The 16,861-nt window shown below is 68.8% G+C and carries 20 protein-coding genes and 1 other RNA gene; 13 read left to right on the top strand and 8 right to left on the bottom strand.

Annotated features, from left to right (window positions below):
- Window positions 1–43: 43 nt before the first annotated feature.
- The 5 genes from N8I71_RS07130 to N8I71_RS07110 all read left to right on the top strand — a co-directional run bounded on the left by N8I71_RS07130 (window position 44) and on the right by N8I71_RS07110 (window position 3,553).
- A complete protein-coding gene (locus N8I71_RS07130) occupies window positions 44–265 on the top strand; it encodes a DUF1127 domain-containing protein (protein WP_262877268.1) in 222 nt (73 codons plus the stop codon).
- Between the two features lie 187 nt (window positions 266–452).
- Window positions 453–1,232 (top strand): Bax inhibitor-1/YccA family protein, encoded by a 780-nt coding sequence (locus N8I71_RS07125; RefSeq protein ID WP_262877267.1) that lies wholly within the window; start codon window positions 453–455, stop codon window positions 1,230–1,232.
- A 152-nt stretch (window positions 1,233–1,384) separates the two neighbouring features.
- The gene (gene chrA / locus N8I71_RS07120) at window positions 1,385–2,680 is read left to right on the top strand and encodes a chromate efflux transporter (RefSeq protein WP_262877266.1); all 1,296 of its coding nucleotides are present in this window, start codon (window positions 1,385–1,387) and stop codon (window positions 2,678–2,680) included.
- Between the two features lie 115 nt (window positions 2,681–2,795).
- Window positions 2,796–2,963, top strand: a complete 168-nt coding sequence (rpmG, locus tag N8I71_RS07115; protein ID WP_005630270.1) for a 50S ribosomal protein L33 — start codon at window positions 2,796–2,798, stop codon at window positions 2,961–2,963.
- Window positions 2,964–3,046: 83 nt separating this feature from the next.
- The gene (locus N8I71_RS07110; RefSeq protein ID WP_262877265.1) at window positions 3,047–3,553 is read left to right on the top strand and encodes a GNAT family N-acetyltransferase; all 507 of its coding nucleotides are present in this window, start codon (window positions 3,047–3,049) and stop codon (window positions 3,551–3,553) included.
- Between the two features lie 82 nt (window positions 3,554–3,635).
- On the opposite strand, the gene N8I71_RS07105 is transcribed toward N8I71_RS07110, so the two are convergent.
- Window positions 3,636–4,331, bottom strand: a complete 696-nt coding sequence (locus N8I71_RS07105) for a metal-dependent hydrolase (protein ID WP_262877264.1) — start codon at window positions 4,329–4,331, stop codon at window positions 3,636–3,638.
- A gap of 96 nt (window positions 4,332–4,427) precedes the next feature.
- On the bottom strand, window positions 4,428–4,688 hold the full coding sequence (locus N8I71_RS07100) for a hypothetical protein (RefSeq protein ID WP_262877263.1): 261 nt from the start codon (window positions 4,686–4,688) through the stop codon (window positions 4,428–4,430).
- A 73-nt stretch (window positions 4,689–4,761) separates the two neighbouring features.
- Here N8I71_RS07100 and N8I71_RS07095 point away from each other — a divergent pair, with 73 nt between their 5' ends.
- The 6 genes from N8I71_RS07095 to rnpB all read left to right on the top strand — a co-directional run bounded on the left by N8I71_RS07095 (window position 4,762) and on the right by rnpB (window position 9,085).
- Window positions 4,762–5,442, top strand: coding sequence for a hypothetical protein (locus N8I71_RS07095; RefSeq protein WP_262877262.1), 681 nt, complete (start codon window positions 4,762–4,764; stop codon window positions 5,440–5,442).
- 44 nt (window positions 5,443–5,486) lie between these two features.
- Entirely contained in the window at window positions 5,487–5,774 is a 288-nt protein-coding gene (gatC, locus tag N8I71_RS07090) for an Asp-tRNA(Asn)/Glu-tRNA(Gln) amidotransferase subunit GatC (RefSeq protein ID WP_262877261.1), read from the top strand.
- A 35-nt stretch (window positions 5,775–5,809) separates the two neighbouring features.
- Entirely contained in the window at window positions 5,810–7,294 is a 1,485-nt protein-coding gene (gene gatA, locus N8I71_RS07085) for an Asp-tRNA(Asn)/Glu-tRNA(Gln) amidotransferase subunit GatA (protein WP_262877260.1), read from the top strand.
- Window positions 7,295–7,328: 34 nt separating this feature from the next.
- Window positions 7,329–8,051 (top strand): hypothetical protein, encoded by a 723-nt coding sequence (locus N8I71_RS07080; protein WP_262877259.1) that lies wholly within the window; start codon window positions 7,329–7,331, stop codon window positions 8,049–8,051.
- Window positions 8,048–8,692 carry an N-acetylmuramoyl-L-alanine amidase gene (locus N8I71_RS07075; protein ID WP_262877258.1) on the top strand — a complete coding sequence of 215 codons (645 nt, stop codon included), beginning with the start codon at window positions 8,048–8,050 and terminating at the stop codon, window positions 8,690–8,692. Before N8I71_RS07080 ends, N8I71_RS07075 begins: the two co-directional genes overlap by 4 nt.
- A 33-nt stretch (window positions 8,693–8,725) precedes the next feature.
- Window positions 8,726–9,085: RNase P RNA component class A (gene rnpB / locus N8I71_RS07070), an RNA gene on the top strand.
- 360 nt (window positions 9,086–9,445) lie between these two features.
- Here rnpB and N8I71_RS07065 read toward each other — a convergent pair.
- Window positions 9,446–9,898 carry a nucleoside deaminase gene (locus N8I71_RS07065; RefSeq protein WP_262877257.1) on the bottom strand — a complete coding sequence of 151 codons (453 nt, stop codon included), beginning with the start codon at window positions 9,896–9,898 and terminating at the stop codon, window positions 9,446–9,448.
- Window positions 9,899–9,950: 52 nt separating this feature from the next.
- On the opposite strand from N8I71_RS07065, the gene N8I71_RS07060 reads away from it, so the two are divergent.
- Window positions 9,951–10,823 (top strand): pseudouridine synthase, encoded by an 873-nt coding sequence (locus N8I71_RS07060; protein WP_262877256.1) that lies wholly within the window; start codon window positions 9,951–9,953, stop codon window positions 10,821–10,823.
- Here the strand turns inward: N8I71_RS07060 and N8I71_RS07055 are convergent.
- Genes N8I71_RS07055 through ftsY form a run of 3 tightly spaced genes read right to left on the bottom strand, consistent with a single transcriptional unit; the run spans window position 10,780 to window position 13,636 of the window.
- Entirely contained in the window at window positions 10,780–11,406 is a 627-nt protein-coding gene (locus N8I71_RS07055; RefSeq protein WP_262877255.1) for an inner membrane-spanning protein YciB, read from the bottom strand. The genes N8I71_RS07060 and N8I71_RS07055 overlap by 44 nt on opposite strands.
- Before the next feature lie 9 nt (window positions 11,407–11,415).
- Window positions 11,416–12,318, bottom strand: coding sequence for a DMT family transporter (locus tag N8I71_RS07050; protein WP_262877254.1), 903 nt, complete (start codon window positions 12,316–12,318; stop codon window positions 11,416–11,418).
- A 25-nt stretch (window positions 12,319–12,343) separates the two neighbouring features.
- Complete coding sequence (ftsY, locus tag N8I71_RS07045; RefSeq protein WP_262877253.1) at window positions 12,344–13,636, bottom strand: signal recognition particle-docking protein FtsY; 1,293 nt, start codon at window positions 13,634–13,636, stop codon at window positions 12,344–12,346.
- A 157-nt stretch (window positions 13,637–13,793) separates the two neighbouring features.
- On the opposite strand from ftsY, the gene N8I71_RS07040 reads away from it, so the two are divergent.
- Window positions 13,794–15,020 (top strand): alkane 1-monooxygenase, encoded by a 1,227-nt coding sequence (locus tag N8I71_RS07040; RefSeq protein ID WP_262877252.1) that lies wholly within the window; start codon window positions 13,794–13,796, stop codon window positions 15,018–15,020.
- A 55-nt stretch (window positions 15,021–15,075) separates the two neighbouring features.
- Here the strand turns inward: N8I71_RS07040 and N8I71_RS07035 are convergent, their stop codons facing one another.
- Window positions 15,076–15,915 (bottom strand): ATP-binding protein, encoded by an 840-nt coding sequence (locus N8I71_RS07035; RefSeq protein WP_262877251.1) that lies wholly within the window; start codon window positions 15,913–15,915, stop codon window positions 15,076–15,078.
- An 8-nt stretch (window positions 15,916–15,923) separates the two neighbouring features.
- Complete coding sequence (gene tatC / locus N8I71_RS07030) at window positions 15,924–16,790, bottom strand: twin-arginine translocase subunit TatC (RefSeq protein WP_262877250.1); 867 nt, start codon at window positions 16,788–16,790, stop codon at window positions 15,924–15,926.
- Window positions 16,791–16,861 lie beyond the last annotated feature (71 nt).

Genomic DNA, 16,861 nt, shown 5'->3' with positions numbered 1-16,861 from the left:
AATCATGTACCGAGTTGCGTTCAAGAAAATGAAAGGAAACGCCATGGCAGGTTACATCGCAGTGCGTAGAGCGGCCGAAACCCGCCGCGCATCGTCCACTTCTCTTGCGGCCCGTGTCGCATCGGCGCTCGCCATCTGGCGCCAGCGCCGCAACCTCGCCGAACTTCCGGCCTATCTGCGCGAGGACCTGGGCCTGACGCAGTCGCAAGTGCTCCGCGAGAGCCGGCGCCCCATCTGGGACGCGCCCGAACTCTGGCGCAGCTGACGCCGCTGGAAGGGCCAGACGTGCCCCGTCGCGGGCTTCAATAGTAAAAAACTATCGCGCCGGAGACCTCTCCCCGGCGTGTCTTTCTTGAAAATGCCGATATCCCTGCCAATATCCCGCGGGAGGCGGGCTCAGCGGCACCAACGCCGCGATGTCCGAGCCGACGTGTTTTCACTGGAGGAATCCCATGGCTGACTATCAGACGATGCAGGCCCGCGCCGGCGCCGTCACGGCCCAGATCGACGAGGGCCTGCGCGCCCACATGAACAAGGTCTATGCCACCATGTCGGGTGGCATGCTGATCACGGCGGCCGCCGCCTGGGCGATCGCAAACCTTGCCGTCACCAGCGATCCGACCGGCGCGACGATCGCGCTCCGCGAAGGCCAGTACCTGACCGGGCTGGGCGAGGCGCTTTATGCCACGCCGCTGCGCTGGGTCGTGATGTTCGCGCCCCTCGCGTTCATCCTGTTCGGCTGGGGCGCCCTGATGCGTCGCGGATCGGCCGCGGCGGTCAGCTTCGGCTTCTTCGCGTTCGCCGCCGTCATGGGCGTGTCGATGAGCTCGATCTTCCTCGTCTTCACGTCCTACTCGATCGTGCAGACCTTCCTCGTGACCGCCATCGCCTTCGCGGCCCTCAGCCTCTGGGGCTACACCACGAAGCGCAACCTCAGCGGCATGGGCACGTTCCTCATCATGGGCGTGATCGGCCTGCTCGTGGCGATGGTGATCAACATCTTCCTGCAGTCGCCGGCGATGATGTTCGCGATCTCCGCGATCGGCATCCTGATCTTCGCGGGCCTGACGGCCTTCTACACGCAGGAGATCAAGTCGACCTACGTGGCCCACGCCGCACATGGCGACCAGGAATGGCTGGAGAAGGCCGCCATCGACGGCGCGCTCAGCCTCTACATCAGCTTCCTGAACCTGTTCCAGTTCCTGCTGATGTTCATGGGGCAACAGGAATAACGCCGCCAGACCGAGTGGCATTGTAGGAGAGGGCCGGGATCATCCCGGCCCTTTTCTTTTGGGGATGCGCCGCCGCGCTGTCATGCAGTCTTCACGTGCGCAGCGCCGGTCCCTGCGCCATAGAGCGGCAGATACCGGAGGCATGACACCCCATGACCGACACCGACGCAGCCACGGGCCCCCGGGCCGCGCCCGAGACGGGCGAGGTGTTCCGCGTCTTCGGTCGCATCGGCCTTCTGTCCTTCGGAGGACCTGCGGCGCAGATCGCGCTCATGCACCGGGAACTCGTTGAAGCGCGGCCCTGGCTGACGGAGAAACAGTTCCTGCAGGCACTGTCGTTCTGCATGCTCCTGCCCGGCCCGGAGGCGATGCAGCTGGCCACCTATGCCGGATGGCGCGTCGCCGGCGTCAAGGGCGGATTGATCGGCGGGCTGCTCTTCGTGATCCCGGGCGCGCTGGTGATCCTCGCCCTCGCCTCCCTCTATGCCGCCTATGGCAGCGTGCCGCTGGCGCAGGCGCTCTTTCTGGGCATCAAGGCGACCGTCATCGTGATCGTGGCGCAGGCGCTCCTCCGGGTCAGCCGCAGGGCGCTCAACAGGCCGCTGGCCTGGGCACTTGCCGCCGGGGCCTTCCTCGGGCTTTTCGTCTTCGGCCTTCCCTTCCCGCTGATCGTGCTTGCCGCCGCCCTCGTCGGAGCCGTGGCCGCGGCGGGGGGCGCGGCCGACATCGCCCCCGCCCCCCGCGTCGCCACGAGGGACACGGCCCGCACCGTGGCTCTCTGGGGGGCGATCTGGCTCCTGCCGCTGGCCGCGCTCTGGCTCGCGGCCCCCGGCGGGCTGCTGGCAGAGGTCGGCCTGTTCTTTTCCAAGCTCGCGGTGGTCACCTTCGGGGGGGCCTACGCCGTCCTCGCCTGGATGGTGCAGGAGGTCGTGCAGGACTTCGGCTGGCTCACCACGGCGCAGATGATGGACGCCCTCGGGCTTGCCGAGACGACACCCGGTCCTCTCATCCTCGTCACCGAGTTCGTGGGCTTTCTCGCAGGCGCGCAGGCAGGCGGCTTCTGGCTGGGCCTCGCCGCCGCTGCCGTCACTCTCTGGGTCACCTTCGCCCCCTGCTTTCTCTGGATCTTCGCGGGCGCCCCTTACGTCGAGTGGATCGCGACGCGCCCGCGCCTGCAGGGCGCGCTCGACGCGATCACGGCGGCGGTCGTGGGCGTCATCGCCAACCTGTCGCTCTGGTTCGCGCTCCATGTCCTTTTCGGGGAGGTCGTGCGCATGGGAGAGGCCGGCCTGTGGCTGCCCGTCCCCGCGACCGTCGATCCGGGCGCCCTCCTGCTCACGATCCTCGCCGGTGGCCTGATCTTCTGGCGGCGCCTCGACCTCCTCCTCGTGCTGCCGCTCATGGCGCTTGCGGGGCTGGCGTGGAGTTACGCGGCCGGACTTCCATGAGGGCGCGTTTTGACGGTTGACTCGGGGCATCGGTCGGGTAGAAGGCGCAGTCTCAAGGAATTGAAGCGCGCGACGCAGGACGTCCGCACGCCCCGAAATTCGCAGGAGCCCGGACATGGCAAAGCCGACCACCATCAAGATCCGCCTGAACTCGACCGCGGGGACCGGGCATTTCTACGTCACCAAGAAGAACGCCCGCACGATGACCGAGAAGATGACCGTACGAAAGTACGATCCGGTCGCGCGCAAGCACGTCGAATACAAGGAAGGCAAGATCAAGTAATCTGCTTTTCACATTCCGACTGGCGAGGCCGCGCAAGAGATTGCGCGGCCTTTTTCGTTTCCGAGGCGCCGGAGGGCCCCAAAATGACGTCCCAGATCACGATCCGTCCCACCACGTCGCGCGACCTGCCCCAGGTCGATGCACTGCTCCGCGAGAGCTACCCGAAACTCCTGAAGGCGGACTACCCGCCCTCGGTGCTGGTGACGGCCCTGCCGCTGATCGCACGGGCGAACCCTGCGCTCCTGCGCTCGGGCAGCTACTACATGGCCGAGGACGGCGACGACCGCGTGCTGGCCGCCGGCGGCTGGAGCCATTCGGGACCGCAGGGAGGCGTCGGCCCGCGCGATCTGGGTCATGTCCGGCACGTCGTCACCCACCCCTCGGCCACGCGGAGGGGCCTGGCCGGCGCGATACTCGAGCGCTGCTTTTCCGAGGCGCGGGCGGCGGGCATCACCTGGATGATGGCGCAATCCACGCGTACGGCGGTGCCGTTCTACCGGGCGATGGGCTTCGAGGAACGCGCGGAGATCGAGGTCATGCTCCGCCCCGGCATCGGCTTTCCCGCGGTGGAGATGGCGCGCGGGCTCTGAGGCGGCGGCGCGAGATCCTTCGAAGGATCTCGCGAGAGCCTTGCAAGGCTCTGCCCAGGGTCTTGCAAGACCCTGGGCGGGTTCAGAGCTCGACCGTTTCGCCCGGCGCGGGATCGAGGACGCGCACCCCCGGCAGGGCCGCCCTGAGCGGGTCGGCAGACTGCTCCAGAAGCGGGAAGGTCTTGTAGTGGACCGGGATCACCGTCGAGAAGCGGAAGAGCTTCGAGGCCGCGTAGGCAGCGCGGGCCATGTCCATGGTGAAATGGCCGCCGGCGCAGAGGATGCCGATTTCGGGCGCATGCAGGTCCTGCCAGACGCCCATGTCGGCCATCACGTCCGTGTCGCCGGACACGTAGACCGTCCGCCCCTCGCCCGCGATCATGAATCCGGCTTCAGCGCCGGTATAGACCGGGCCGGCCTCCGTCATGACCGAGGAGGAATGGGTGGCGTTCACCATGGTCACGGCGACGTCGCCGATCCGGACCGTGCCGCCCTTGTTGAAACCGACGGTCTCGACGCCCTGCTCGGAGGCACCCCACCAGCCCATCAGATCGGCGATGCCGTAGATCGGCACGCCAAGCTCGCGCGCCAGCTCGGGCACGCCGCTGATATGGTCGAAATGTCCGTGGGTGACGAGGATCGCCGTGGCGCCGCCGAGGACCGCATCGCGGCGGTCCGCCGGGAACATCGGGTTGCCCTCGATCCATGGGTCGATCAGCAGGACCTCGCCCGCGATCTCGAGCCGGATGCCGGCATGGCCGAGCCAGGTGTATTTCATCGCAGTGTCCCCTTCCCTGTCATGACGGGACGGAGCATACCGCAGGCCGTCCGCGCAACGCAAAGGGCGAAGCGCGGGCGGCGATGGGTGGCGACGTTACTCCGCCGGGACGGCGAAGGGGGAGTTCTTGGACGTGGCCGCCTTCGGCTCTTCCGCGATGTCGTCGTCGAGGTGGCGAGACAGCAGCCGCGAGAACAACACCGAGAAAAGACCGGCGAAGAACACGCCCGCGACCACGTCCCAGGGGGCGCCAAGGCCGCGCATGGTCAGTTGCGGGAGAATCACGAGGCAGGACGCCACGAAACCGAGGAGCCCCGGGAAAATGATCGAGAGCCAAATCTTGATCGAACGTTCCATGTCACTTCCTTGCATTCTGGTTAATCAATGCTCTGAGGGCAGATTTGTCGGGCAAAGGGGACCGAAATAAGGCATGGACAGGACGTTTTTCGACCCGCTGGACGCCTATTGCGAACGGCTCGGACCGGGCCTCTGGGCGGAGCCGGTGAACGCCGCGACGAACCTCGCCTTCCTTGTCGCGGCGGCACTCGCGTGGGTCCGCATGGGCCGACCCGCCCCGCCCCTGGTCCCGGCGCTCGCTCTCATCCTCGGCTCGATCGGGATCGGCTCGGGCCTGTTCCACACCTTCGCGAACGGCCTCACGGCACTGCTCGACGTCGTATCGATCGCGGCCTTCGTGCTTGTCTATCTCTACGCCGTGAACCGCCACGTGCTGGGCTGTGGCCGGGTTGCGGCACTTGCCGGGGTCGCGGCCTTCTTTCCCTATGCGGCGCTCGCCGGCGCGGGCTTTGCCCGTCTGCCAGGCTTCGCTGTCTCGGCCGGCTACTGGCCCATCGCGCTCCTCATCGCGCTCTACGGCGCCGCGCTCCTGCGGCGTCGCCCGGCCTTCGCACGCGGGCTTCTGATCGGCGCAGCCCTCCTGGGCCTGTCGCTGGTGGCGCGGTCCGCAGACATGGCGGCCTGCGCGGCCCTACCGCTCGGCACGCACTTCCTGTGGCATATCCTCAACGCGGCGATGCTGTTCTGGATGATCGAGACCTACCGGCGCGCCTGCACGTCCGAGCCGCTTGCAGCCACACCGCCACAGGGCTAAACCGCGCCGGGATCGGAACGGCCGGCCAGCGACGGAGAGCGCCCATGTCCATCGACATCACCACCGCGGCCAAGGTGGCCAAGCTCGCGCGGATCCGCGTCGAGGAAGAGGACCTCGCGGCCCTCGCGCAGGACTTCAACGCCATCCTCGGCTTCATCGAGCAGCTGAACGAGCTCGACGTCGACGACGTCGAGCCGATGACCAGCGTCACACCCATGCGGCTGAAGCGGCGAGAGGACGTGGTGACGGACGGAAATCAGCAGGCGAAGGTTCTGGCGAACGCGCCTGACGCGCGCGAGGGCTTCTTCGCGGTGCCGAAGGTGGTCGAGTGACGTGCGTGCGGGCGTAGCCCTGAAAGGCCGATGAGATGAGCGAACTGAACCGGATGACCATCGCCGAGGCGCGCGACGCGCTGCGCAAGGGCGATGTGACGAGCGTCGAGCTGACCGAGGCCTGCCTGTCGGCCATCGCGGGCGCCGGCGCGCTCGGCGCCTTCGTGCACCACACCCCCGACCTTGCGATGGAGCGCGCGCGCGCCGCCGATGCCCGTCTGAAGGACGGAAACGCGCCCGCGATGTGCGGCATCCCCGTGGGCATCAAGGACCTCTTCTGCACCGAGGGCGTGCCGAGCCAGGCCGCCTCGCGCATTCTCGAAGGTTTCCGCCCGGAATACGAATCGACCGTCTCGGGCCAGCTTCGCGATGCGGGCGCGGTGATGCTGGGCAAGCTCAACATGGACGAATTCGCCATGGGAAGCTCCAACGAGACCAGCGTCTACGGACCCGCCGTGAACCCGTGGCGCGCGGAAGGATCGGACGCGGCGCTCACCCCCGGCGGCTCCTCGGGGGGCTCGGCCTCGGCGGTGGCGGCCGACCTCTGCCTCGCCGCGACCGGCACCGACACCGGCGGCTCGATCCGCCAGCCCGCCGCCTTCACCGGAACCGTGGGCCTGAAGCCCACCTATGGCCGCTGCTCGCGCTGGGGCATCGTCGCCTTCGCCTCCTCGCTCGACCAGGCGGGGCCGATGACGAAGACCGTGCGTGACGCTGCGATAATGGGCGCCGCGATGATGGGGCACGACCCGAAGGACTCGACTTCGGCCGACCTCGCCGTCCCCGACTTCGAGGCGATGCTGACCGGCGACATTCGCGGCAAGGTCATCGGCATCCCGCGCGAATACCGCATGGACGGCATGCCGGCCGAGATCGAGAAGCTCTGGACCGACGGCGCCGCGATGCTGAAGGACGCGGGCGCGGAATTGCGCGACATCTCGCTGCCGCACACGAAATACGCGCTGCCCGCCTACTACGTGATCGCGCCCGCCGAGGCGTCGTCGAACCTCGCGCGCTACGACGGGGTGCGTTTCGGCTACCGCGCGAAGCTCGAACAGGGCGATGGCGTGACCGAGATGTACGAGAAGACCCGCGCCGAGGGCTTCGGCGCCGAGGTGAAACGCCGCGTGATGATCGGGACCTATGTCCTGTCCGCCGGTTTCTACGACGCCTACTACAACCGCGCGCGAAAGGTCCGGGCGCTGATCAAACGCGACTTCGACGAGGTCTTCGCCGCCGGGATCGACGGGATCCTGACGCCCGCCACGCCCTCGGCCGCCTTCGAGCTGGGCAAGGAACACACCGACCCCGTGGAGATGTATCTCAACGACGTCTTCACGGTGACGGTGAACCTCGCCGGCCTGCCTGGCGTCGCGGTTCCCACCGGCCTCGATGGACGCGGCCTGCCGCTCGGGCTGCAGCTCATCGGGCGGCCCTGGGAAGAGGGCGATCTGCTGAACACCGCCTATGCGCTGGAACAGGCTGCAGGCTTTGTGGCGAAGCCCGGGAAATGGTGGTAGAAGGTCCGTCAACAAACGAAAACGGGGCCGAGCGATGAACTGGACGGGCCGGGTGCGCCTTCTTGGTTGCGCCACTACACTTCTGGTACTGGCCGCTTGCGGGACGACGTCCTCTCCCAACGACGTCTCCGAAGGCGTGGGCTTCCAGGACTACCAGCAATACCAGGCGCGCCGCGCCGCACTGCGCAACGCGACGCCGCAGACGGTCCTGCCTCCGGCGGATGTCACCGCCGACCCGTTGGCACCGCCCCTTCCCGGAGCCGTCGCACGCGGACCCGGTCCGGCGCAGGCGACGGGACCCACGGATGTGGCGAGCATCGCGGCAGCGGCCATCGCCGAGGCCGAGCGCGTGCCCCCCACCGGCCCCGCGCAACCCGCCATCGCCGCGAGCGGCGACGATTTCGTCGCGCCGCCCCTGCCCGAGGGAATGGTGGTGCTCGGTGCCAACGTGGTGGCCTTCGCCCTGTCCACGTCGCACCCGGTCGGACAACGCGTCTATCCCCGGTTCAACCTGCGCCTCGGCCGGCCCGAGGTTCGCTGCGGCGACTTCCGGACGACAGACCTCGCGCAGGACTGGTTCCTCGAGAACGAAGGCCCCGAGCGCGACCGCGCGGGCCTCGACCCTGATGGAGACGGTTTTGCCTGCAACTGGGACCCCGAGCGCTACCGGGCCCAGGCGCGGGCCGCGGCGATCCCCGATCCGCTGGACTTTCCACCCGGCCAGGCGCCCGGCGGCTTCCCGGCCACCGACGGGTGAACCTCTCGCCCAACCACGGGCCGCGCAGGGATGGACTGCGGCCCGAACTCGTGGTCCTGCACTACACGGCCATGCCCGACGCCGCTTCGGCAAAACGGGCGCTGTGCGATCCGGCGCGCGAGGTCTCGGCCCATTGGCTGATCGCCCGCGACGGACAAGTGGTCCAACTCGTCGATGAAGAGTTGCGCGCCTGGCACGCGGGGGCCGGGCAATGGCGCGGCCGGGGCGACGTGAACTCGCGCTCGATCGGGATCGAGCTCGACAATGACGGGGCCTCACCATTCGCGGCAGCTCTCATGGACGCGCTGGAAGGACTCCTCGCCGGCATTCTCGCGCGCTGGTCGATCCCGCCCTCCGGCGTCATCGCCCATTCCGACATGGCGCCGGGACGCAAGCGCGATCCGGGCCCCCGCTTCGACTGGTTGCGCCTCGCGCGGCAGGGGATGGCGGTCTGGCCGGAATGCGAAGCCCCCACCTGTCCCGACGCCGATGCCTTCCGGCGCCATGCGCGGGCCTTCGGCTACCCCGAGGTGGAGGATGCACTTCTCCTCGAGACGTTCCGCCTGCGCTTCCGCCCCGGTGCGAAGGGCCCCCTGGACGGCATCGACTGCGCGCTCGCTGCGGCTCTGCTCCGCGATTGACGCGGCACCCCGCAGACCCTATGTCGCGGTGGCGCGGAGGGCCGGATGGCCGCGGGCCGAAAGGTCCGAGGAAAGTCCGGACTCCCTGAAGCAACGGTGCCGGGTAACGCCCGGGCGGAGCGATCCGACGGAAAGCGCCACAGAGAAGAGACCGCCCTGCATGCAGGGCGACGGTGAAACGGTGGGGTAAGAGCCCACCGCGCGACTGGCAACAGGAGCGGCACGGCAAGCCCCACCGGGAGCAATGCCGAATAGGGACCGCGCTATGGGGCGCTTCACCCCTGCGGTCCGGGTTGGCAGCTCGAGGCGCCCGGCAACGGGACGTCCAGAGGAATGGCCATCCAGAGGGGGAAACCCCTTGGACAGAATCCGGCTTACAGGCCCTCCGCGCATATCTGTTTCAGGCGAACGCCTGCGGCGTGTTCCGTTTACCTCGCCAGCGCCTGGAGGCGCGGGCTCAGACATTCCTCCGGCGGGAGTTTTCGGCCAGGATGAACGCAACGCGGGGCTCACCCCCCGCTGCGGCCGTATCCTCGTCGCGGACCGCAACCGCAGCAGGGGGCTTCACCCTGGACGCCGGATCGCTCTCCAGCTTCCGGCGCAGAAACAGACTCGCAGATCGTGGTTAAGAAAACCCTACGCTCTCCTTCATCCTGGCCAGAAACTCCGGGGGAGCGCCGCCACGCGGCGCCGGGGGCAGAGCCCCCGAAGCGCGTGGCCGGGCGGTCCCCGGAGGGGGCCCCCGGACGCGCGCTACCCCCGCCGCCCCGAAAAGAAGTCTCGCATGAGGGACGCCGAAGCCTCCTCCCCGATCCCGCCATAGACCTCCGGGGACCAATGGGCCTGAGGGTGGTCGAAGACGCGGGGCCCGTGGGCGACACCGCCCGACTTCGGATCACCCGCACCGTAATAGAGCCGCGAGAGGCGCGCCGCGGCTATGGCCCCCGCGCAGGCCGGGCAGGGCTCCAACGTGACCCAGAGATCGCAGCCCGTCAGCCGTTCCGTGCCAAGCGCCGCGCAGGCCGCGCGGATCGCCAGCATTTCGGCATGCGCCGTCGGATCGGTCAGCTCGCGCATCCGGTTGCCGGCGCGTGCGATCACCGTGCCGTCCTTCACCACGACCGCGCCGACCGGAACCTCGCCGCGGGATGCGGCGGCCCGCGCCTCGGCAAGCGCTGCGTCCATGAAGCTCACAAATCCGCTCATGCGCCTCCACTTGCCGCTTTTCCCGGCGCTGTCAAACCGCTAGGGCAGGCCCATGACCGACGGAGACCGCATCGCCAAGGTTCTGAGCCGCGCCGGGATCGCCTCGCGCCGGGAGGCGGAGCGCATGATCGAGGCGGGCCGCGTCACGGTGAACGGCAAGGTGATCGCAAGTCCCGCGCTGAACGTGACGGCCTCGGACAAGGTCACCGTCGACGGCAAGGCGCTCGCCGCACCCGACCGTCCGCGCCTGTGGCTCTACCACAAGCCCGCGGGGCTGGTGACGACGACCTCCGACGAGAAGGGGCGCAAGACGGTGTTCGACGCGCTGCCCGAAGGGATGCCGCGGGTGATGAGCATCGGTCGCCTCGACCTCACGTCCGAGGGTCTCCTCCTCCTGACCAATGACGGGGAGATCAAGCGGCGGCTGGAACTGCCCAGCACAGGCTGGCTGCGCAAGTACCGGGTGCGGATCAAGGGCACGCCGGACGATGCCGCTCTCGAACCGCTGCGGCGGGGGATCGAGGTCGAGGGCGTGCGCTACCAGCCGATGCAGGTGACGATGGACCGCCAGCAGGGGGCGAATGCCTGGCTGACGATCGGATTGCGCGAGGGCAAGAACCGCGAGATCCGCCGCGCGCTCGGCGAGCTTGGCTTCGAGGTGAGCCGGCTTCTGCGCGTTTCCTACGGGCCTTTCCGGCTGGGCGAGCTGAAGGCCGGCGAGGTGGAGGAGGTCCGCCCCCGCGTCATGGCCGACCAGTTGGGGATGCCCGAGCTTGTGGAGGGCCACGCCGGAGCGCGGGCACCGGGGTCGAGGCAAGGCCAGAAACCGAGCCAGAAACCGGGCCAGAAGACCGGCGGGAAACCGGCGGCAAGGGGCGCGTCTAGGTCGTCCCCGGGCCGTCCTGCCCCCCGTCGCCCGAAGTGAGGGCGTAGCGCTCGATCAGCTTGGCCTGGCTCATGAAGACGGCGAAGAGGAAGGCGGGCAGCCCGAAGGTCTCGAAGGTCACCCAGAACTCCGTCGATTGCGTGCGCCAGACGACCTCGTTGGCGGTGGCCATGAACGCGAAGGCCCCGGCGATCCGCCTGGTCAGGATCATCCACCCCTCGTGGCGCATCGGCAGAAGCTCTCCCATCAGGAACTTCAGCCACGATTGTCCGCGCAAGAGCCCGATCCCGAGCATGACCGCGAAGAAGCCGTAGACCAGCGTCGTCTTCATCTTGAAGAAGCGCTCGTCGTTCAGCCAGACGGTCAGGCCGCCGAAGACGACGACCATGATGGCGGTGAAGACCTGGATGCGGCTGATCTGGCCGGTGAGCTTCCACAGCACGGCGATGGAGGCCAGCAGGATCGGCACGAAAGCGGCCGTGACGATGATGAAGCCGTCGTATTCGGTCCCCCCGATCGTCAGCGTCGTGTCCTGCAGCCGCATGTAGGCGATGAAGAACAGGATCGGCGGTCCGAGTTCGAGCCCGGTCTTCAGCCACGGATTGAGCGGTTTGTCGGACATGTGGACCCCTTATCCCCCTGCCTCAACTATCACCGCACCCGCCGCGATCAACCCCATGAGCACGAGGCGGACCGGTCCGATGCTCTCCTTCAGGAACAACCAGCCGATGCCGGCGGCGAAAACCGTCGAGGTCTCGCGCAGGACGGCGGCCTCGCCCACCTGGTCGAGACGGGTGGCCAGCATGACCGAGCCGAAGGAGGCGAAGGCCACGAGGCCACCGAAGACGCCACGCAGGGCCAGCGGCCCCAATGGCGGCTTCTCCGGCAGGCGCCGCCAGAAAGCCCAGGCGAGGAACGGGTAGAGCATCCCGTCGATGAAGAAGAACCATGCGAGGAACGTGAACGGGTCGGCGGTGGCCCGGATGCCGTAGGCGTCGTAGGTCGTGTAGAGCGCCACGAAGAGGCCCGTCAGTACCGCGAACCACAAGGCGGGCACCAGCGTCTCTCGCGCGACCGTGATGCGCGCCATGTTGTAGAGTGCAAGGCCATAGAGCCCCGCGAGCAGAACCGCGACCCCCAGCCATTGGACGCCGGCGAAGGTCTCGCCGAAGACGAGCCAGGCGCCGATCACGGTGAAAAGCGGTCCCGTCCCGCGCATCACGGGATAGACCACGGTGTAGGCGCCGCGCCGATAGGCGGCCAGCGTCGTCCACTTGTAGAACGCATGGATCACGAAGGCGCCGGCGAAGATGGGCCACATGTGCGGCTCGGGCCAGGGCACCACGAACAGGGCGAAGGGAGCGGCCATAAGGCCATAGGACGCGTCGATCACGCCGCGCGCAAGCAGCGGGTCATGCCGCCCCTTCTGCAACGCGCCGAAGACCGCGTGAAGCACGGCCGCGAGAAGCGCGAGGACGAGCGCCAGGCGCGCGCCAGCCTCGGTCCCCTCGATGGAGACGATCCAGTCACCCAATAGCGTCTACCCCGCCCGCGCCGCCTCAGTCCTCGAGGCCCACCAGCGCGGCGGCGAATTCCTCGGGGTCGAAGGGGGCGAGGTCGTCGATCTGCTCGCCCACGCCGATGGCATGGATCGGCAGGCCGAAGCGGTCGGCGAGCGCCACGAGCACGCCGCCCTTCGCCGTGCCGTCGAGCTTTGTCATCACGAGGCCCGTGACATCTGCCATCTCCTGGAAGGTCTTGACCTGGCTCAGCGCGTTCTGACCCGTCGTGGCGTCAAGCACGAGGAGCGTGTTGTGCGGCGCGTCGGGGTCCTTCTTGCGGATCACGCGCACGATCTTGGCCAGTTCCTCCATCAGGTCGGCCCGGTTCTGCAGCCGCCCGGCGGTGTCGATCATCAGCAGGTCGGCGCCGTCCGCCTCGGCCTTGCCCATCGCGTCGAAGGCGAGCGCGGCGGGGTCCGAACCTTCGGGCGCGGTCAGGACGGGCACGCCCGCGCGCTCGCCCCACACCTGGAGCTGCTCGACGGCGGCGGCACGGAAGGTGTCGCCCGCGGCGATCACGACCGTCTTGCCCGCGGCGCGGAACTGGCTGGCGAGCTTACCGATGGTGGTGGTCTTGCCCGAGCCGTTCACGCCCACGACCAGCACGACCTGCGGTTTCTTGGGGTAGAGCGGCATGGGCCGGGCCACCGGCTCCATCACGCGGGCGACCTCGCGGGCGAGAAGCTCCTTGATGTCGCGCGCGCTCATCAGGCGGCCATAACGGCCTTCGGCCATGTTCGCGGTGACGCGCATGGCCGTCTCAACGCCCATGTCGGCGGCGATGAGCAACTCCTCGAGCTGCTCCAGCATATCGTCGTCGAGCGCCCGGCGCGGCGCGGCGGGGGCGCTTCGCCCCATCAGGCGGCCGAGGAGACCCGGACGCGGGGTTTCCGCGGCGGGCGCTTCCTGTGGCTCCAGGCGCAGGTCCTCGGGCACGAGGTCGGGCGCGGCGAGCGGGGGTCTTGCATCGGCGGCGGTCGGCTCGGGCTCCGGCTGCGGGGCGGGTTCGGCCTCGACGCCTGGCTCGGTCCGGGACGGTGCCGGCGGCGCAGGCTCGGCGGGCGGCGGCGGCGCGGCGGATGCGGGAGGCTCCTCCGACGCGGTCGGGGTCTCGGCGGCTGGGGCGCTGTCCTCGGTCCTCTCCGGCGGCATCGCAGGCTGGGCCACGGGCGGCGCTTCGGGCGCATCTCCCTCCTCGACAGCGCCTTCCTCGATGATCGCGTCGAGCCCCTCGTCGAGTTTCGAGGAGGACCTGAACATGCGATCCTTGAGCTTGCGGAAGAAGGACATGCGCGGAGGACCCTTTCGATCTCGGATGGACCTGACCTAATACGCCGCGCCCGGCGATGGAAGTGCAGGCATTCGCCCGTCGATCAAACGGTTGCCGCCACGCTTTCGCCGGATTGCCGGTGCAGCTATCCTCTCGCCTTGAAGGGAGCCCGCGCGAATGCCCTTGATCGCCCGCTATGCCATCGTGACGCTGACGCCGCTTGCGCTCCTGTTGCTGGGGGCGACGGCCTGGGGCGGTTTCGCCGTGATGGCGCTGGTCTGGCTGACGCTGGTGGCGGCGCTGCTCGACGGGCTGCTGGCCCCGCCCGCGCCGGACGATGCCGATCATGCGCCCTGGCCGAACCGCCTGTCCGTCACGCTCGCGGCCGGGCACCTTCTGCTTTTGCCGCTGGTTCTCGTCGCGCTGGCCGCGCCCGGTCTCGGCATCGGGCAGAAGATCGCCCTCTTCTTCGCGACGGCCTCCTTCATGGGCCAGGTCAGCCACCCCAACGCGCACGAACTCATCCACCGGCGCGAGCCCTGGCTCCGGCGACTTGGAGCCGCGGTCTACGTCTCGGTGGGGTTCGGTCACCATGTCTCGGCCCACCGCCTCGTCCACCACCGCCATGTCGGGACACCGGACGACCCCAACACGCCCCTGCCCGGCGAGAGCTTCTGGGGCTACCTGCCCCGCGCCTGGCGCGAAGGCTTCCACGCCGGCCTAGACTGCGAGGAGGATCGGCTGGAGGCGCGGGGCCTCCCGCCGCGACACTGGCGCAACCCGTACTGGGCCTGGGTCGGCGGGACGGTCCTCGCCCTGATCCTCGCCGCGCTGATCGCGGGGCCCGTGGGTCTGCTGGCATATCTTGGTCTCGTGGTTCTGTCCGGCGGGCAGATCCTCATGTCCGACTATGTCCAGCACTACGGCCTGCAGCGGCTGGAACTTCCGTCCGGGCGCCGCGAGCCGGTCGGCCCGCACCACAGCTGGAACGCGCCGCGCGGGTTTTCCAGCTACCTCATGATGAACGCGCCCGCCCATTCCGAGCATCACCTGCATCCGGACCGGCCCTACGACCGGCTGACGGCGCGCGCCGAGGGCCCCATCCTGCCCTGGTCGCTGCCCGTCATGGCGATGCTGGCGACGATCCCGCCGGTCTGGCACCGGGTCATGGACCGCCGTGCGCTGAAGGTGATGGAGGCCGTGGAGGCACGCATCGCTGCGGGCGAGATCGGGCAGACGCCGGAGCCGGCGGCACCGGCCGTGGCACCTTCCGTGCCGGAGGAGATCGAAACCCAGGCGTCACCGACGCCGCCCCCTCGGGCCGGAGCAGCCCCCCTGCCCCCCGTTGAGACAGCCTCGGACGATGCCGCGCTGATCGCGCGGGTCCAGGGGATGCTTCAATAGCCGAGCCGAAGGCGAGGCAAGGGGAATGCGGCCCCGGAGGGGCTGCGCGATTCCGCTAGATCCGCACCCCGTGCCGGCCGGCCAGATCGGTGAAGAACTGCCAGGCCACGCGCCCCGAACGGGCGCCCCGTGTCGCCTGCCATTCGATCGCCTCGGCGCGCATCGTCTCGTCGTCCACGTCCACCCCGTAGGCCTCGCAATAGCCCCGGATCATGTCGAGGTATTCGTCCTGGCTGCAGGGGTGGAACCCCAGCCAGAGGCCGAACCGATCCGAAAGCGAGACCTTTTCCTCCACCGCCTCCGAGGGATTGATCGCCGAGGAACGCTCGTTCTCGATCATGTCGCGCGGCATCAGGTGGCGCCGGTTCGAGGTTGCGTAGAACACCACGTTCTCGGGCCGCCCCTCCACGCCGCCGTCAAGAACGGCCTTCAGCGACTTGTAGTGCTGGTCGTCGTGGCTGAACGAGAGATCGTCGCAGAAAAGGATCACCCGCGCCGGTGCGGCGCGCAGGAGCGTCAGCAGCCGCGCGATCGACGGCAGATCCTCGCGCTGCATTTCCACCAGCACGAGGCCGGGCGTCTCGGCGGCGACCGCCGCGTGCACGGCCTTCACGAGCGAGGATTTTCCCATCCCGCGCGCGCCCCAGAGAAGCGCGTTGTTCGCGGGCAGGCCGGCGGCGAACTGGCGGGTGTTCTGCAGCAGCGTGTCGCGCGACCGGTCGATCCCCAGAAGCAGCGGCAGCTCTACCCGGTTCACCCGGGGCACGGGGTCCAGCCGGTCGGGGTCCGCGTGCCAGACGAAGGCCTCCGCGTCCGCCCATTCGGGCGTGCGGGCGGGCGGCGGGCGCAGGCGCTCCAGCGCCTCGGCGATGCGGGTCAGCGCGTCCTCGGTCATGGGCTGGCTCAGAACTCCTCGCCCTCTTCGAGGATGCCTTCTTCGCGCAGGCGGCGGTTGCGGCTGCGTTCGACCATGCGCACAAGCTGGATCGACACCTCGTAGAGCGCGTAGACGACCGTGAAGAGGATGATCTGCGTGATGACGTCGGGCGGCGTCACGAGCGCGGCGAGCACGAGAATGCCGACGACCGCGTATTTGCGCACGTTCCCCAGCCCCTCGGCCGAAACCAGCCCCGCCTTGCCGAGCAGCGTCAGCAGGACAGGAAGCTGGAAGCAGAGCCCGAAGGCGAAGATGAACTTGAGCGCGAGATCGAGCGATTCCCGGATCGACCCGAGGAAGACCGTCTGCAGCTCATTGGCGCCGGCATCGGGATTGCTGAAGGTCCCGTCACCCGCCACGAGGTTGGCGAGCGCGGGGATCGCATCGGAGAAGCCGATGAAGAAGTTCATCGCCAGCGGCGTCACGACGTAGTGGGCGAAGGCCGCACCCATCATGAACAGCAAGGGCGAGGCGACGAGAAAGGGCAGGATCGCCGATTTCTCGGACCGGTAGAGACCGGGTGCCACGAAGCGCCAGAGCTGGTGCGCGATGATCGGGAAGGACACCGCGAAGCCCGCCACGATCGAGATCCGGATCAGGACGAAGAACTTCTCCTGCGGCGCGGTGAAGATCAGGCGCGCATCCTCGCCACGGGCGCGCAGGACATCGGCGAGCGGCTGGGAGATGAAGTTGAGGATCGGCTCGGCCACGGTGAAGCAGGCGACCATGGCGATCACGAAGGCCAGCACCGACCGGATCAGCCGGGTCCGAAGCTCGGCCAGGTGCTCGATCAGCGGGGCGGAGCTGTCCTCGATGGGGTCTTCGGCGCTCATGTCCCCTCGGTCCCCGTTCGGGGCGCTGCGGCGCCACTGGCCTCTGCCGGGGCGGCGGCGGCGGCCGGTTC

Origin of the sequence: Roseicyclus sediminis, assembly GCF_025515305.1 — a bacterium.
GTDB classification, from domain to species: domain Bacteria; phylum Pseudomonadota; class Alphaproteobacteria; order Rhodobacterales; family Rhodobacteraceae; genus Roseibacterium; species Roseibacterium sediminis.
The sequence above is the reverse complement of the archived record's forward strand: the minus strand, read 5'-3'. Positions and strand labels throughout refer to the sequence as shown.

Coding starts and splice junctions, on each gene's coding strand:
- N8I71_RS07130 (WP_262877268.1), top strand. CDS start 44: ATGGCAGGTTACATCGCAGTGCGTAGAGCGGCCGAAACCCGCCGCGCA.
- N8I71_RS07125 (WP_262877267.1), top strand. CDS start 453: ATGGCTGACTATCAGACGATGCAGGCCCGCGCCGGCGCCGTCACGGCC.
- chrA (WP_262877266.1), top strand. CDS start 1,385: ATGACCGACACCGACGCAGCCACGGGCCCCCGGGCCGCGCCCGAGACG.
- rpmG (WP_005630270.1), top strand. CDS start 2,796: ATGGCAAAGCCGACCACCATCAAGATCCGCCTGAACTCGACCGCGGGG.
- N8I71_RS07110 (WP_262877265.1), top strand. CDS start 3,047: ATGACGTCCCAGATCACGATCCGTCCCACCACGTCGCGCGACCTGCCC.
- N8I71_RS07105 (WP_262877264.1), bottom strand. CDS start 4,331: ATGAAATACACCTGGCTCGGCCATGCCGGCATCCGGCTCGAGATCGCG.
- N8I71_RS07100 (WP_262877263.1), bottom strand. CDS start 4,688: ATGGAACGTTCGATCAAGATTTGGCTCTCGATCATTTTCCCGGGGCTC.
- N8I71_RS07095 (WP_262877262.1), top strand. CDS start 4,762: ATGGACAGGACGTTTTTCGACCCGCTGGACGCCTATTGCGAACGGCTC.
- gatC (WP_262877261.1), top strand. CDS start 5,487: ATGTCCATCGACATCACCACCGCGGCCAAGGTGGCCAAGCTCGCGCGG.
- gatA (WP_262877260.1), top strand. CDS start 5,810: ATGAGCGAACTGAACCGGATGACCATCGCCGAGGCGCGCGACGCGCTG.
- N8I71_RS07080 (WP_262877259.1), top strand. CDS start 7,329: ATGAACTGGACGGGCCGGGTGCGCCTTCTTGGTTGCGCCACTACACTT.
- N8I71_RS07065 (WP_262877257.1), bottom strand. CDS start 9,898: ATGAGCGGATTTGTGAGCTTCATGGACGCAGCGCTTGCCGAGGCGCGG.
- N8I71_RS07060 (WP_262877256.1), top strand. CDS start 9,951: ATGACCGACGGAGACCGCATCGCCAAGGTTCTGAGCCGCGCCGGGATC.
- N8I71_RS07055 (WP_262877255.1), bottom strand. CDS start 11,406: ATGTCCGACAAACCGCTCAATCCGTGGCTGAAGACCGGGCTCGAACTC.
- ftsY (WP_262877253.1), bottom strand. CDS start 13,636: ATGTCCTTCTTCCGCAAGCTCAAGGATCGCATGTTCAGGTCCTCCTCG.
- N8I71_RS07040 (WP_262877252.1), top strand. CDS start 13,794: ATGCCCTTGATCGCCCGCTATGCCATCGTGACGCTGACGCCGCTTGCG.
- N8I71_RS07035 (WP_262877251.1), bottom strand. CDS start 15,915: ATGACCGAGGACGCGCTGACCCGCATCGCCGAGGCGCTGGAGCGCCTG.
- tatC (WP_262877250.1), bottom strand. CDS start 16,790: ATGAGCGCCGAAGACCCCATCGAGGACAGCTCCGCCCCGCTGATCGAG.